General features: G+C 39.9%; 13 protein-coding genes. 6 read left to right on the top strand and 7 right to left on the bottom strand.

Going from position 1 to position 15,114, the window contains the following annotated elements:
* Positions 1-48 precede the first annotated feature (48 nt).
* Both DI060_RS07580 and DI060_RS07585 read right to left on the bottom strand, forming a co-directional pair.
* On the bottom strand, positions 49-462 hold the full coding sequence (locus DI060_RS07580; RefSeq protein ID WP_108975321.1) for an MAPEG family protein: 414 nt from the start codon (positions 460-462) through the stop codon (positions 49-51).
* A 75-nt stretch (positions 463-537) separates the two neighbouring features.
* On the bottom strand, positions 538-930 hold the full coding sequence (locus DI060_RS07585; RefSeq protein ID WP_108975323.1) for a nuclear transport factor 2 family protein: 393 nt from the start codon (positions 928-930) through the stop codon (positions 538-540).
* A 222-nt stretch (positions 931-1,152) separates the two neighbouring features.
* Here DI060_RS07585 and DI060_RS07590 point away from each other — a divergent pair, with 222 nt between their 5' ends.
* From DI060_RS07590 to DI060_RS07620, 6 genes are all read left to right on the top strand, one after another.
* A complete protein-coding gene (locus DI060_RS07590) occupies positions 1,153-2,439 on the top strand; it encodes a SpoIIE family protein phosphatase (RefSeq protein WP_135355015.1) in 1,287 nt (428 codons plus the stop codon).
* Positions 2,440-2,442: 3 nt separating this feature from the next.
* Positions 2,443-4,383 carry a sensor histidine kinase gene (locus DI060_RS07595; protein WP_108975327.1) on the top strand — a complete coding sequence of 647 codons (1,941 nt, stop codon included), beginning with the start codon at positions 2,443-2,445 and terminating at the stop codon, positions 4,381-4,383.
* Positions 4,380-4,790, top strand: a complete 411-nt coding sequence (locus tag DI060_RS07600; RefSeq protein ID WP_209452000.1) for a response regulator — start codon at positions 4,380-4,382, stop codon at positions 4,788-4,790. The genes DI060_RS07595 and DI060_RS07600 overlap by 4 nt, the downstream gene beginning before the upstream one ends.
* 113 nt (positions 4,791-4,903) lie before the next feature.
* A complete protein-coding gene (locus DI060_RS07605; RefSeq protein ID WP_108975332.1) occupies positions 4,904-5,470 on the top strand; it encodes a manganese efflux pump MntP in 567 nt (188 codons plus the stop codon).
* 179 nt (positions 5,471-5,649) lie between these two features.
* A complete protein-coding gene (gene ilvC, locus DI060_RS07615) occupies positions 5,650-6,651 on the top strand; it encodes a ketol-acid reductoisomerase (protein ID WP_108975336.1) in 1,002 nt (333 codons plus the stop codon).
* Positions 6,652-6,684: 33 nt separating this feature from the next.
* Positions 6,685-8,004: a thiolase family protein gene (locus DI060_RS07620; protein WP_108975338.1), complete on the top strand. Its 1,320-nt coding sequence runs from the start codon at positions 6,685-6,687 to the stop codon at positions 8,002-8,004.
* Positions 8,005-8,078: 74 nt separating this feature from the next.
* On the opposite strand, the gene DI060_RS07625 is transcribed toward DI060_RS07620, so the two are convergent.
* From DI060_RS07625 to DI060_RS07650, 5 genes are all read right to left on the bottom strand, one after another.
* On the bottom strand, positions 8,079-8,309 hold the full coding sequence (locus DI060_RS07625) for a hypothetical protein (protein WP_108975340.1): 231 nt from the start codon (positions 8,307-8,309) through the stop codon (positions 8,079-8,081).
* Positions 8,310-8,405: 96 nt separating this feature from the next.
* Positions 8,406-8,858: a WG repeat-containing protein gene (locus DI060_RS07630; protein WP_108975342.1), complete on the bottom strand. Its 453-nt coding sequence runs from the start codon at positions 8,856-8,858 to the stop codon at positions 8,406-8,408.
* A gap of 252 nt (positions 8,859-9,110) precedes the next feature.
* Positions 9,111-12,926: a tubulin-like doman-containing protein gene (locus tag DI060_RS07640; protein WP_108975346.1), complete on the bottom strand. Its 3,816-nt coding sequence runs from the start codon at positions 12,924-12,926 to the stop codon at positions 9,111-9,113.
* A 1-nt stretch (position 12,927) separates the two neighbouring features.
* The gene (locus DI060_RS07645) at positions 12,928-13,836 is read right to left on the bottom strand and encodes a hypothetical protein (protein WP_108975349.1); all 909 of its coding nucleotides are present in this window, start codon (positions 13,834-13,836) and stop codon (positions 12,928-12,930) included.
* A gap of 9 nt (positions 13,837-13,845) precedes the next feature.
* The gene (locus DI060_RS07650) at positions 13,846-15,036 is read right to left on the bottom strand and encodes an outer membrane protein assembly factor BamB family protein (protein WP_108975351.1); all 1,191 of its coding nucleotides are present in this window, start codon (positions 15,034-15,036) and stop codon (positions 13,846-13,848) included.
* Positions 15,037-15,114: the final 78 nt, after the last annotated feature.

Below are 15,114 nucleotides of genomic sequence, written 5' to 3' on the forward strand. Positions count from 1 at the left end.
AAAAGTGCACCTTTTTGCAAGGTGCATTTACTTGGAAATTTATTTCAGCTACAGAATGGAGAATATGTGGAGAAGAATAGCCGCGTAAGAAATAATTTGGATCGAGTAAAATGTAAACCGAATGTTTACAAACCAAGGGGAACCGGATATCAAATGAGTAGTAGTTTGCAAAACTCTTGCGGCTAAAATGAGCAAAGCTGCTTGGTTAACAAAAGAATCAACTTTTTGTAAACTTACACTTAAAAACGCAACGGCAACAAACAAAGGAACATTCTCCAAACAATTCATATGTGCTCTGTTAAAACGCCAATTGAACTCTGAACCGTGCTGCACGCCCGCAGGGAATTCATTGGATTTCTTTTTGCCTGTAAGCACAAAGATACTCCGGTAAGTTGTAAGGCTAAAGCCTACGAGTAAAGTCCAAAACACAAAACCACCTAAGGCCCAATACAATGTATCCATATGATCTCCATTCGTTCGTTAGAATGTTCCAAAAGAAGTAGCCTAGCCAATGTTTGGCAACTCTTTTATTTTCGATCAAGGACTCTCTACCCAGACAGCGTGTACGGTATCAAAGTACTCCTGCACCTTTATTATCTTCCCATTCTTGATGGTAAAGAGAAAGTGATATTGGTTGTTATATGCTTTGCCTGTGGATTTCCGAATTCCATGAGACTCAGCAATGAGGCTCACGCGGTCTTCCTCTCCTGTAAATTGTTTACAAGTAAACTGAAAATTGTCAAAAGCTCTAAAGATCAATTTTAGACCAAGGCTAATCTTTTTTAGATCATAGTCACCTGACACCGGTATATTGCCTAAAATCCACCAATGCAAACTCTCGTCCAAGAGAGCAAATGCTGCGTTCATATCGCGTGCGTTCAAATTTGAAAAAAATTCAGCCACAATCTTTTTGTTGTTCTGTATATCCATAGGTAACTCCTTTTTATTCGTTTTAACCCATCTACATAGATTAAAAATGTGAACTCATCAGTCTACTTATTAAACATACAAAATTAGGTCAGTAGTTCCGTAATTTTCCCCAGATGAAAACGAGGTCTTAGAGCAAATAGAAGCCAAATCATATTCAGAAGATTTCCTAGTACATGCTCTGCATCTTTTTCAAAAAGATCCTTCTCGAAGGCCAGAAAAGTATTGAGCGATTTTCAAAAATTCTTGTATTGGAGGGATATGGCCTTGGAAGGGAATGAGCAGATTTTGGGAGAGAACCTTGCCCTCCAAAAGGAAATTGAGCAACTAAAGTACCAAATCCTTATCCAAAATGTTCTTCTAGATGACTTTTTTAATAACTCCCCCACTGGCTATGTCAACTTGGATGAGAAAGGTCACATTCTAAAGGCGAATGTCACCTTCTTAGACTGGTTAGGTTTTACTCGGAAAGAACTACTCCAATTCTCTGAGTTTCAAAATCTTCTTTTAAAATCACAAACGGCACAATTTGAAAAGGATTTTTCCTGGATCAAAGCAGGTGGCCAAACAAACAACCAAGAGTTCACCTTACACAAAAAAGATGGGAATTCCTTGGATGTCTACCTCTCCGGCAAAATTGTTTCTCCTCCAGGTGAAGCGATATTGATCAGGCTTACCATAGTAGATGTGACAGAAAAAAAACGCACCGAAAAGGATCTCGCAAAAAAATCAAAAGAGATTTTACAGCAAAATTTACTGATGAAAAAGGACTTAACCTTAGCGGCTGGGATCCAAAATGCTCTACTACCTCCCGGACGCGCAAAGAAATACATTTCCACTTTATACCTACCTTTAGAAAAGGTGGGAGGTGACTTTTTTGATTTTTTATCTTTCACAAATCCCAATAAAATTGGAATCTTCATCAGCGATGTAGCCGGTCATGGTGTCGCTTCTGCCTTCATTACAGCCATTATCAAGAGTACGATTCACCAAATGCCAGAAGAAGTGATGGACAACCCTTCCGAACTTCTATCACTATTGAATGATGTAATCCTTACCTACTCCGATGGAAGATTTGTCACGGCACTTTATGCGGTAATAGATTTTGAAACGGGAGATATGGTCTGTTCACATGCAGGCCACCCATACCCTTATGTATTCAATATGGATACGGTCAAAGAATTAAAGTTAAAGCACAAACGAAAGCCCTTAGGAATCTTAAGCTCTGAGGTGCTAAGCTCAAAACAAGCTCATTATATCAATGAAGAGATCAGTTTACGGGGAGCCTCTCGGATTCTTTTTTTTACCGATGGGCTTTTGGAAGCCTGCTCCGAGAAAAGAGGCCTGAAATTCTACGAAGAACTTCTTCATGATTTTTTAATGAAACATAGAACGGAAGATAGTGAGTCTCTCATTGCTGGTATTTTTTCTGATCTCATGGAATTTTTACAAGATTCTGATTTAAATGACGATGTATGTTTGGTGTCGGTTGATCTGACGGTGAATAGGTGACCTATGAGTATCAAAAGGCTCTTTTATTTAATCTTTTCCGTAAATATCATCCTCTTACTTTTATTAGCTGGTCTTTCCATTGCCTTATTCCGAGTGCAATCATCATTAGCAAAGAGCCAAGAAACAAGGCTTAAGTCTATCAAACTAGCAGATGAACTTAGACAGAGTTCTGATGATTTAACAAGATTTGCTCGCACCTATGTGGTCACTGGAAACGATTTTTATGAGAAAATTTTCAATGAAATATTAGCCATCCGCAACGGAGAGAAAGAAAGACCTGAAAATTATGACCGTATCTATTGGGATTTTGTCATAGGACCTGAGGACATTCAAACAACAACCGGTACAAAACAGTCTCTTCAATCGCGAATGATTGAAGCAGGTTTTACCAACGAAGAATTCCAAAAACTAAAGAAGGCACAATTCAATTCTGATGAACTTGTGAATTTGGAAAACATCGCGATGAATGCCATCAAAGGCATTTACCAAGACAGCAAAGGAAATTTTACAAAACGAGCCACACCGAACCGGGAATATGCAATTTCTCTCATGCATGGATTGGATTATCATAAATCAAAAAAAGAAATCATGCAACCAATTGATGAGTTCTTCCAACTTTTAGAAAAACGGACCAATGACAATGTTCGTAAACTGGAGAAAACCAGTATTTATTTAATATCGTCCATGATTGGGGTCATCATTTTGTTGATCATCAGTTTATCTTTTTCATTTATCGTAATCAAAGATAAAGTCAGTAACCCTATTGACCAGTTGACAAAGGTTGCGCATGAAATTGGAAATCAAAACTGGTCTGTTCAAATCCAGTATGAATCCAAAGACGAAATTGGCAGATTGGCCTCTGCCTTTCGAATTTTAAAAGAAAAGATTTCTTCCTTGATACAAGATATCAACGAGTCCAATTTAAATCTCTCTAAATCCAACCAAGATCTTTCCCAAGCTCTTGTAGAACTCAAAGCGGCTGAGGAGCAGTTGATCCATTCAGAAAAAATGTCTACTCTTGGTCAATTGGTCGCAGGAGTTGCACATGAAATTAACACTCCACTGGGTACTATCCGTACGGCAATCTCCAATGTAGAAGATGCCATGACTTATATTCTCAATTTCCCTTTTGAGCAAATATCACTCTCGGCCCATACACTACTTAAATCCATCATGGAAAGAGATGCTGAACCTAGATCAAACTATCTCTCAGGCAAAGAACGACGCCAAAAGAAAAAAGAATTCGCCGAGTTATTTCTTTCGCATAATATAGCCAATGCGGAACACGCTGCCGATCTCATTTTAGATATCGAGATGTCTTTTCCTTTCGAAACATGGCTTGCATTATTACAGGAGAAACATGGAGCGAGCTCTCTAGAGTTATTACATAAAATATCTCGTCTCTATTCGAATGCGCACAATATTGATAACTCGGTTGAGAGAGCATCAAAAATTGTCTTTGCATTGAAGAGCTATTCACACCGAGACAATTCAGGTGAGAAAACAAATATCTCACTAGCCGAGAGTATAGAAACCGTTCTTGTGATTTATAAAAGTATGATTAAATCTGGAATTGAGATCATAAAGGATTTTCAGTGGGCTGGAAATATTTCAGGTTATGCGGACGAATTGAGCCAGGTTTGGACAAACCTCATCCACAACGCAGTGCAGGCTATGGACGGAAATGGTGAGATTCTAATCCGTATCGAACGCGATCCAAATCCAAATTTCGTCACTGTAAGCATCCAGGATAGTGGCAAAGGCATCCCTCCTGAGGTCCAGGACAAGATCTTTGATCCTTTTTTCACAACAAAGGGCCGAGGGGAAGGGACAGGCCTAGGGCTCGGGATTGTGAAAAAAATCATTGAAAAGCACCAGGGAGAGATTATGTTTCATTCAGAGGTTGGGATTGGAACCAATTTCAGAGTGAGGTTGCCCCTTTGAATTCCGAAAGAAAGTTTATGTTTCTCTGTGTGGATGATGAAGTGACTGTCCTAGAAAGTCTCAAAGAGCAACTTCGAAATGCCTTCGGCAATTCTTTCCTTTATGAAACAGCCGAATCAGCGGCAGAGGCCATTGACATCATTGACGATACTTTGGACCCCAACAACTCAATTGTAATCGTTGTGAGTGATTGGTTAATGCCGGGTATGAAAGGTGATGAATTTATGATCCACCTGGAGTTAAACTTTCCCAATATCAAAAAAATCCTTCTAACTGGCCAGGTAGATCCCGCTTCCTTAGAAAGAGCAAAACGAGTTGGCGGAGTTGATTATGTAATCACAAAACCTTGGAAGAAAGACCATCTAATTTCGGTAATCCGAGAACTCCAAGTTTTACCTACCCTCTAGCTTGGTTTTGGAATTTTGTCCATTCACGAGGATGGAATTACTTTCTTACGATTCTTCTTCGAAAATCAATAAACAACGTCAAACCTCTCCAAACAAAATTTTGAAGCCATCGAATGGGACTCTTTGAACTCCTTTTAGTATCCATAGGTCTCTCTATGGATGCCTTTGCTGTCGCCGTATCAGAAGGATTGGCCTTTCGTATTTTCGATACCAAACGAGCACTCCACATTTCCTTAAGTTTCGGCTGTTTCCAAGGACTTATGCCTGTTATAGGATACAGTTTGGGCAGTGTAGTCTCAGAATCTTTGGAAGCCTATGACCATTGGCTGATTTGTTTTATCCTATGGGGCATTGGTTTGAAAATGTTACGAGATGCTTTTACCGTGGAGCCAACGGCAAAACCTCTCTCCAAACATTCTATTTCTCTAAAGAAACTCCTCATTTTATCATTCGCTGTCAGTGTGGATGCATTTGCCATCGGTGGAACCTTTGCTCTCATGCAAATCGAGATCCTGAGCTCCTCTCTCATCATCGCAACCACGACCTTTCTATTTTCCTTCCTCGGGCTTTACTTGGGTTTCTTTACGGGCAATAAGATCAAACGATGGGCGGAAGGATTAGGAGCCATGCTTTTGTTGGGCATAGGGGCAAAGGTACTTTGGGAACACCTAATGAAGTAAGAACCCTTTTTTCGTTTCTCTTTCCGATGTGACAAAATGTGCAAAGGATATAGTGGAAGGCACCCTCCCAGCTAGCGTGTTATGCCTGAAAACCTGCTGTAAATCCTTCTTGTTTCCCACCCCTATTTTCCAAAATATGGAGAAATCAGTAAAAAAATTCTCAGGAAGAGTGCCCATTCATGGCAAATATCTATTACGACGACAGTTGCGATCTCAATACTCTCAAAGGAAAAACCATTGCAGTGATTGGCTACGGTAGCCAAGGCCACGCACAAGCCCAGAACATGAAGGATTCGGGCCTAAAAGTCATCATCGGACTCCGTGATGGGTCCAAATCTGTCAAGGATGCAAAAGAAGCTGGTTTTGAAGTGTATTCTGTTTCGGAAGCAGCAAAAAAAGCGGACATCATCCAAATCCTCGCCCCAGATACAATCCAGGCAGACATGTACAAAAATGAAATCGAACCTAACTTAAGTGAAGGTAAGGCTCTTGTCTTTTCTCATGGATTTAACATCCACTACGATCTCATCACTCCTCCCAAAAATGTAGATGTATACATGGTTGCTCCAAAGGGTCCAGGCCATTTGGTTCGGAGAGTATATGCAGAAGGCGGTGGTGTACCATGCCTTATCGCGATTTACCAAGATGCCACTGGAACGGCAAAAGCAAGGGCTCTTGCGCATGCTGCAGGTGTTGGTGGAGGAAGAGCTGGTATCCTAGAAACAAGTTTCCGTGAAGAAACAGAAACGGATCTTTTTGGCGAACAGGTTGTACTCTGTGGTGGAGTAGCTAACCTAATTATGAAAGGTTTTGAAACCTTAACTGAAGCTGGATATGATCCAGAAATCGCCTATTTTGAATGCCTTCATGAAGTTAAGTTGATCACTGATTTGATTTATGAAGGTGGATTAGCAAGAATGCGTTTTTCCATTTCGGACACTGCCGAGTATGGAGATTATGTGAGTGGACCTCGCATCATTGATGCAGGAGTCAAAGCTCGCATGAAGGAAGTGCTCAATGATATCCAAAAGGATAAAGGAGCAGCGTTCGCAAAACGTTGGATTGCTGATACCAAAGCCGGGTACCCAGAGTATAAAAAATTAAAAGAGCAAAATGCCGCTCACCCTATTGAAGCAGTAGGAACCAAACTTCGTTCGATGATGAAGTGGTTAGCAAAGTAGACAGATTTAGAAGCCAAGAAAAGGAACAAAACCATGAAAGTGAACCAAAAAGTCGTTCTCTCAAGTCCAGCAAGGACCCCCTTCGCGCAGATCGGAAAGGCTCTTGCACAATACCAAGGCCACCATCTAGGCAAACTAGTTGGAGAAGAAGTGATGAAACGAAGTGGATTAAAAACCACTGACATTGATGGGGTGATCGTGGGTGAAGGTTTTTCCAATGCTCCTAACTCTGCACGTGTCATTGCAAATTTACTTAACCTCCCTCTAGAAATTCCCTGCCTTACCGTTGCCAATAACTGCGTTTCTGGAATGGAAGCGGTAGCCGAAGCAACAAGAAGAATCCTTCTTGGCGAAGGACAAGTGTATCTTGTCATCGGAGAAGAATCACAAACTTCTATGCCTTTCGTTGTGAAGAATGCAAGACTCAACAAAAAGACAAATAGTTTAGATTCACTCCTCAAACTCCTTCCCAACGAACTTCCAGAAGGTGTGGAAGTCCGAGACACTCTCGAAGATGGATTGGGCGATGGTGAAACAAGTTATGGTATGCAGGTAACTGCAGAAATTTTAGCGCAAAATTATGCAATCCCAAGAGAAACGCAAGACAAAGTAGCTTATGAGTCTTTCAAAAGAGCATATGAAGCTACGCAAGAAGGAAGATACAAACCGTTCATCATGGAAGTGAAAGACGATGAAGGCAATCCATTACAAGCTGATGAAGCAGTTCTTCTTAGGGAAGGTCTCGTGAAAAACCCAACTCGAATGGGAAGAGCTATGCTTATGTTCGACAATCCAGGGATGAAGTTTGATGCTTGGAAAGAAAAGTATGGAAAGGACTTAAAGAAAAGCCATGGACCTACTGTTTCGATCTTCAACGCAAGCCCTCGTTCCGACGGAGCTGCTGGGATCATTGTTGCTTCTGAAGAAGCAGCTAAAAAACTAGGACTCAAGGCTGAAGCTTATGTGTCCGGATTCCATATGAAAGGAGTCGCACCCAATCTCATGGGTTTAGGCCAAGCTGAATCTACCCTAGCACTTCTCCAAGAAATCGGAGAAAAAATTGAAAACATCGATGTCATTGAAATCCACGAAGCGTTTGCAGCTACAGCTGTAGCTGCTTTGGAAGAGATCAAAATCAGAACAGGTTTTGATTGGGAAAAGAATTTTGATGCAAAGAAAATCAATCCTAATGGTGGATCCATCGCGATCGGACATCCATTTGGGGCAACAGGTGTTAGACTACTCCACAATGCAATCATGGATTTCCATGAAAACAAAGATGCGAAGAAAGTCCTCATCACTGCGTGTGCACACGGTGGAGTTGCAGGCTCAATGGTAGTCGAAAGAGCTTAAATCTTTCGATTCCATACGAACAAAAAAAAAGCCCGAGGAAAATCCTTCGGGCTTTTTTTTATGAACTCGAGAGACTACTTCGCCATACACTCATCGATACACTTACTTTCTGCTGCGGTGCCAGCTGCTTTACAAACATCCTCTGCTTTCTTCTTTTTCTTACATTCATCAACGGCTTTGTTTGCGATAGGACCACAGGTATTTTCACAGCCAACTCGTTTAGGATCCGGTGCTTGTACAGAAGAGCCACCACAGTTAAAAAGAAAGACCGAAAGAAATGCAGTCGCAACGATTATTTTTTTCATAGATATTCTCCTGGATACTTACTACAGCCTCCGAAGAATTTTGATTCAATCATTTTTTTCCCAAGATTTGTTTTCTGGAATTAGAACAGAATCAAATTATTTTGAAATTTCTTTCCCTGATTGGTTGATAGAAAAAACCGTTGCTCCCTCTGTAATGATTTCAGTGTGTTCACCTACCTTTCGAAAACGGCAACCAATACAAACTTGAGCTCTTTTATCTTCAAATGGCCAAACAAAATCATATTTAGGTGGAACAATCACTTTCCCTTTTTCATTGGCAAAACCAAATTTTGAGCCATCAACAATCCGATACAAACCGTCGGAAATGTAGTCTGGTCCGTTGTCGAATGTATACACCTGGTAAAGTATCTTTTTCTTTTTATCAATCGCAAACCAACCCTCTTCTCGTAGGATGATCGCAATACCGTACTTATTGTACTCTACTTTGCCTACAATCTCTTTATGGAAACTTGTGATATCCTTGGAATCAAGAGAAGTTAGAAGTAAGTGAAAGAGAACGAAAAAAATACTAAACTTTAATACCTGCATTTCTCCTCACATTTTGCGAAATTCTTTTTCTCTGGCATACAAGTGTTCATACATTTTGGATCATAATCTATTTCCAGAGGTGCATGGGAGTTATCATTAAAAAAATCCTGGTAAGCAGGATTAGATAGGCACTTCATCTCACAATAATGATACTGGTAGCCTCTACTCCGACAGGCTTCTGTGCATTTTCTGTTCACTTTTTCCCCGAAAATAACAAGCGGAGTTAAAAAGAGAAAGAGTAGAGTGATATATCTATTTAATGATCTTATTTTCAACGGCTGTTTCCCATATCACAACATCTGGTAAAATCTGTTTCTGTGATTCGAGAAAGTCTTGTACTTTCTTTCGATCAAGTAAGGTTGGGTCATAATCCATTCGGAACTCATACGAAGCTAGTTTGGCCGCCAGTTTCGTAACGATTTCATTCTTCAAAAGATTTTGCCATTCCAAGGAACCAAATTTTTCAAAGTATTCGTAAAATTGATATTGGTCTTTGAAAGTGGGGAGTTTGGCCGCATCTATCTTAGATTTTGGCAAAGACACCGAGGCACCGGCCTCTTCGTTACCTTTTGTTCGTTGGATTACGGATTCAATCTCTTGGATAAGGAATTGCCTTACTCTTTCGTCACCTTTGAAGATGAAATCTCGAAGCTCTTCCATATTTGAAAATTCAGGCTTTTTCAAGAAAGTATTGATATACTCTTCTTTACTGACTTGTTTTTCTTTAGCGCGTTGGTCTGTTTCATCACCGTCTAAGATGTCAGCAATCAAGTTTGCGATTTCTTTTCTAAAACCAATTTTGCCCGATTTTGTCTTGGATAAAAAAGCAAAAGTATGGATTGCCTGAAGCAAAGTCTTTGGACTCATCTTGGCTATGCCACCATCATTCGTAATCAATGTCTCGATCGCTAAGATATTTCCCTTGTAAGCTTCTTTGGCATGTATTTCTTTCATACGCACTTCGAGACCTTTGTCGTAGGCAAAACCCGCCTCAGTTTGCACTAAGAGGCCATAGTTTACAAGACCATTCCACAACCTAGCAGGATTTATATAGTTCAATGCTCTCATGGGGTCTGGGAAGTACTTCGCGTCTTCTGAAGGATGGTTAAAACAATGGAGTGGGTGCGATTTCTCCGCCATTAATTCATGATAATCTCTTACAGAAGCAGTCAGACTGGAAATTTTATAAATGGGGAAACCAAGTAAAATACCAATCGAAATCATCTCATATGGTTTACAAACTGTACTTGCTTCAAATGTTTCTACACTGATATCTGGGCTTGTATTTGCTCGTTTGGAATAATGGTCCATTCGTGAAGGAAGGTCATTTTTTTGTTCCAAGTCCTCTCCCTCTTCATAGGCATTCAAAGGAAAGTTTGTAACTGTTCGATAGTATTCCATGGCTTCCGTACCAGAAGCATTTACTTTGATATAGGGCCTAGAATAAGAATCCAATTTTTCCAATAATTTTTTAAGTGGTATTTTTTTCTCTTCGAGAACTTGTTTGATCGATATAGTTTCAAAACTTATACCAGCTAACTTTGTATAGATAATTTGAAATAATTTGGAACGTATACTCTCAATTTCGATTTTTAGCTGAGTGGATTCAGAAACCTCTAACTTGTCCTCCGCACTCTCCATTTCTTTGGCAAGTGCCGCTTTTACCTCATCTCCCGAAAGTTTGAGTAAATGAGGATAAGCATGCTCAATCATGGATTTGATTTCATCTGGTTTTTTTTCCAGAATTTTTAAACCTTTGATGGCAATCAAATGGGTAGTTAATAATTGCATCGCATTATCTTCGCGGTCCATCTGTAAAAAATTTACTTCCGAGGAAAGGTCTTCAATGGAAAGTCTGGAATAAAAGTATTTCTTTAAAAACTGGTCTATCTCATCTGGATTGATCAAATAGAAGAAAAGTGGATTTTTCTTTTCTAGCAGTTCAAATTTTCCTTCTTTGATTTCATTTTCGAGATCCTTTTTCAATTCTAAAAGTTTCTCTTTTAAGAGAACTATTTCCTTGTTTTTGATTTCAAAAAGATTTGCCTTTAAGTCACGGATAAAATTCTCCGAGGCTGTGAGCATGGACTCAAATACCAACTGACGGTAGTTAAATGATTGCATATTTAAAAATTGCTGGAAGAGCTCAGGTTTTTCAGGACCATTTTTCTCAGCAGCTTCAATGCATTTTGCAAAATCCTCGGTGGAGTAACGGGAAAGCGCCACTTTCTCTTTGTAGTATTTGTTTTGGTAGATCTCTAGTCTTTCTAATATTAGATTTATAGCTGTTTCAGCAAAGAGATACCCCTTCATAGGGTCAGCAAGGTACTTGTGAATTTCTGAAATCAGAATGCTCTTAAGTTTATCGGTCTCAAGTTGTGCTCGTTTGCTTATTCTAGAAAGAAAATTGTTCTTAATTTTTTCTTGCTCTTCAGGACCATAATCCTTAACAAGTATCTCCATAAGGCTCACTGCACCACGGAAGTCTTTCTTTTCAAGGAGACCTTTCATCCGTGTTCCATAAGATTTAAATTCAACATCCAAATCCAATTCATAGTCTGGATAGAGTCTCTCAAAGAATGACAAACAGTTCAGCCTTAGTGCACGCACCAAACCTCGATTGAGATCACCTAAAGTTTCTAGTAAGAGTTTTGAGCTCACTTCTTTTAGAAAATTTTCAATCACCTTTACAGCTGTTATTTTATATCCTAATTCCGCCATTTTATCAACAGGATATACAACACGCGAAATACCGAACGAATTGTAACAGGCTTTCCTTTTGGAAGTCTGGTCTTTGGGGAGATAAATGCTAACACGTGTTGAATCATTCACCATCCGTTCCTCTATGGCACCACCTACTGTAGAGGCTACAAATGTCGAAATAAATTGACCCGTCAACTCTTGGACTTGGTCACGACCTTGGAGAGAATTGGAGGCCATGTTTTCAATATCCAACAAATATAGCATACCATTGTCAAAGAGTTGGTCATTCACAACAACCTCTCGGCCACCTGGATAGGTTGCACGGAATGCGTTCCCACTCATAAAATAATCTATTTCTTTTAGAGCGGCATACGCATTTGCTCTCGCATTTCGATTGTAGACTACTTTCTGAAAAGCTGCTGGTAAAACGAGAATGCCATAGATTCTAGGAGATGGCCAAAAGTCTTTGAAGATATCTTTGACCATTGCTGCCAAGTCAAGTATCATTCCATTCCCTGTTCCACCTACTATGGAACAAGTGATGAAGATGGAAATTTGAGCAGAGCTCCGCATATGGCTTGTCTTAAACTGAAATTCTTGGCCAGCAAAATGGCTAGGATTGACTTCAAAATAATAACCTTTCTCATCCAAAGGAAATGAGTCCAAGGCCAAAGGTTTATCAGATTGAGGAGCAAGGATGGCTCTTGCTTTTGGATCGGGGTCAAGGCTTATGAATTGTCTGTCGGAGGAAATTTTGTCTTTAAAATAGTATCGACTCGTTCCTTTTATTATGGAAAATCGAATCACCTCTTCTTTTCGATCCTCCTCCTTCACATCCAATAACTGAAAATACTTTGGATTCGTAGAAAGACTTGCTAAACGATCTCTTTCTTTTACCAAAGTTTCTCGTATGAGATGTTCGTTTTGAAAAAATGCAAGCCTTCCCAATGGTCTGGTTTGGTTGGCACCTTGTCCAGATCTTGTCGAAATGTCATACACGTCAGGATTTGGCAACCAACGATAGGCTGGGTCGTTTTGGAATTTATCCCGTAGATAGTCTAAGGAAAGTTCGGCGGGAGTCGGCGCAGGGATGTACAGCATCCTTCTATCTTCTTGCAAGAATTGATTGGATGGGAATCTATACTTTGCACCTTTTGCTTCTATGCTTGTTTCAATATCAGTAGTGTCAATTCCCACATAACGAAGATAATGAAAAGCTTCATTTGGAAGAGTGTCTTCCATCCATTTTTTTACTGCAAGTACCCCTTTCATACCAGAGCCACCCACACCTAAAATGATCGATTTCCTTACAGCAGGTTTATCTCCGGAGAGAACTCTTTGGATCGAATTTTGAACATTTGCCATATCAAGCCTTTGCGAATGGATCTATCATCGGGAAAAGACCATCTGAGTTTTGTTTTGCGGTATCATACCCCGGATAAATTTTATACAATCTTAGGAAAAACTGTTTCTCAATTTTCGGTATACCGGCTTTGGTTTTTGATTCTATATCTTTTGTATATAAGTGAAACTCAAAGTAACCAGCTCGAAATTTGCCTTCTTGGCTCAGTCTATCTCCAAGACGAAAGCGAATGGGCTGGTTATGCTCTAAGGATGGATAGTTTGGGTCACCTGCCTCGTCAGGCTGGTCTTGTAAATACACTCTTTCTCGTGAGCCCATCTCACGCACTTCTTTGGAGAATGGCATGACAATCAGAGCTTTTCCTTCTCTCCGAAAATCTAAGACATATTTTTCTACAATCTTTTCGGGTAGATCATAGATATCCTGACCACGTGAAGCATCCAAAGCTCGTATCATAATAGTAAGGTGGTGATCTACAATTTCAGTCGAAAATGTTTTGATGGTCCCTTCTTTTTGACCAATTGTGATTATCTTTTCCGTTGTTTCTCCACTCAAGGTATACTTAAAGATCAATCCTGGATCAGGCAAATCTTTTGGCTTGGGGTTGTTGTCGTTGATATGAGTAGGTGTTGTTTGGGTAATAGTATTTATATCTGGTAATGTATCCAAGTCTTTGTTTACTTTTTTTTCTGATTCTGCCTTTGGCTTAATTGGCTTGTTGTAATACTTTATATCACTACCATCTTTGAACTTCATTTTATTGATCGTCAATCTTTGGAAAATGACAATCAACGCCAATGCAGCGGAAACAAAAACCAAGAAGAAAATCCAAGTTTCATAAGAATTGACTTTGTCTTCGAGTGCTTTAACTTGATCGATGGAATACGGATTTATCAATTGCGCTAAAAACATAATCACCTCTTAAATATATATCCCATGTAAAAATGAATCCGTAGAACCTACATACAATCGATTGCCGATGACAGCCGGTCTACCATTGATATTGCCATCAGTATTGTATTTTAAACTCAACTGACCCGTATGAACTTTTAATCCATATAGATGATTGTCTTCTGAACCAAAAAATACAGTATCTTGGTGAACGAGAGCTTCACTTCTGATTCTGCCGTTTGTTTTGAATGACCATTGCTGCTTGCCGTACACATTGACACAGAAAAATGTACCGTCATCCGAGCCAAACAAAAAGAACTCATCATTGCCCAATACATAGGAGACGATATCCGAATGTACTGCACTTCTTGCGGGAAAAGACCAGATCAAATTTCCATTGACTCGATCAAAACAGTATACAAATCCATCCAAAGATCCTATGAGTACGAAATTTCCCTTCTGAGAGACACATGCCTTCGAACGGATTGCACCTTCTGTCTTGTATGACCAAAGTGAATTGGCACCTTCTCCACCATACCGAAGTGCATAAAAATGCCTATCTTCCGAACCTATAAAAAGTGTGCTTCCATCAATCGATGGTGAGGAGACAATACCCTCTAAGCGATGGTCCCATAAACGTTTTCCAAATGTGCCTGTTTCTCCTTCACCAGAAACATAACAATCATAGGCATGAATCCCATTGATCGTAGCAACAATCAAAATCCTACCTGTAGTGATCAGCCTGGAAAACACGGTTAGACCCAGATCTCTTTTCCAGATAATGTTTGCCTGATCGGACTTTTCTTGTCCTTCTTTCTTCAAACTGATTGCCGCCATTAAGCCCTGTTTGGTGACCAAAAATACATTGTCTCCCACAAGCACCGGCGTGCGATAAAAAGCACCAGGGATGGTAATATTCCAGAGAACGTTTACCTTATCTTCATTTGATTGGAGTAAGATGACTTCACCTTTATGGTTCACGAGTAACAACAATCCAGAATCATCGGAAGGGAAGGTAATGATCCCTGCTGTAATCGGTGCCTTCGTCCGAAAGTTTAGGAAGGCAGTACCAGGTGCATGGTTTGGGTCATGGGTTTCAGTTAAAAGATCACCTATCGGGTCTTCGCTCGAGTTTCCCACACCAGCTAGTGAAAATGTTTCGTTTACTTTTAAGTTGTCTTTAGGGGAAAACGCTTTGAGTTCTTTATATACAAATGACATGGCAAATCCGACCCAATGTTACTATTTTCGGAACGAAAGGGAAGAAAAAAAAGCTCTCTTTCTTCATTTTGGCCTTCT

Origin of the sequence: Leptospira ryugenii (genome assembly GCF_003114855.1) — a bacterium.
Lineage (GTDB): Bacteria > Spirochaetota > Leptospiria > Leptospirales > Leptospiraceae > Leptospira_A > Leptospira_A ryugenii.

Excerpts from the sequence above, each read along its gene's own strand:
- DI060_RS07580 (WP_108975321.1), bottom strand. The coding sequence starts at position 462 with ATGGATACATTGTATTGGGCCTTAGGTGGTTTTGTGTTTTGGACTTTA.
- DI060_RS07585 (WP_108975323.1), bottom strand. The coding sequence starts at position 930 with ATGGATATACAGAACAACAAAAAGATTGTGGCTGAATTTTTTTCAAAT.
- DI060_RS07595 (WP_108975327.1), top strand. The coding sequence starts at position 2,443 with ATGAGTATCAAAAGGCTCTTTTATTTAATCTTTTCCGTAAATATCATC.
- DI060_RS07605 (WP_108975332.1), top strand. The coding sequence starts at position 4,904 with ATGGGACTCTTTGAACTCCTTTTAGTATCCATAGGTCTCTCTATGGAT.
- ilvC (WP_108975336.1), top strand. The coding sequence starts at position 5,650 with ATGGCAAATATCTATTACGACGACAGTTGCGATCTCAATACTCTCAAA.
- DI060_RS07620 (WP_108975338.1), top strand. The coding sequence starts at position 6,685 with ATGAAAGTGAACCAAAAAGTCGTTCTCTCAAGTCCAGCAAGGACCCCC.
- DI060_RS07625 (WP_108975340.1), bottom strand. The coding sequence starts at position 8,309 with ATGAAAAAAATAATCGTTGCGACTGCATTTCTTTCGGTCTTTCTTTTT.
- DI060_RS07630 (WP_108975342.1), bottom strand. The coding sequence starts at position 8,858 with ATGCAGGTATTAAAGTTTAGTATTTTTTTCGTTCTCTTTCACTTACTT.
- DI060_RS07640 (WP_108975346.1), bottom strand. The coding sequence starts at position 12,926 with ATGGCAAATGTTCAAAATTCGATCCAAAGAGTTCTCTCCGGAGATAAA.
- DI060_RS07645 (WP_108975349.1), bottom strand. The coding sequence starts at position 13,836 with ATGTTTTTAGCGCAATTGATAAATCCGTATTCCATCGATCAAGTTAAA.
- DI060_RS07650 (WP_108975351.1), bottom strand. The coding sequence starts at position 15,036 with ATGTCATTTGTATATAAAGAACTCAAAGCGTTTTCCCCTAAAGACAAC.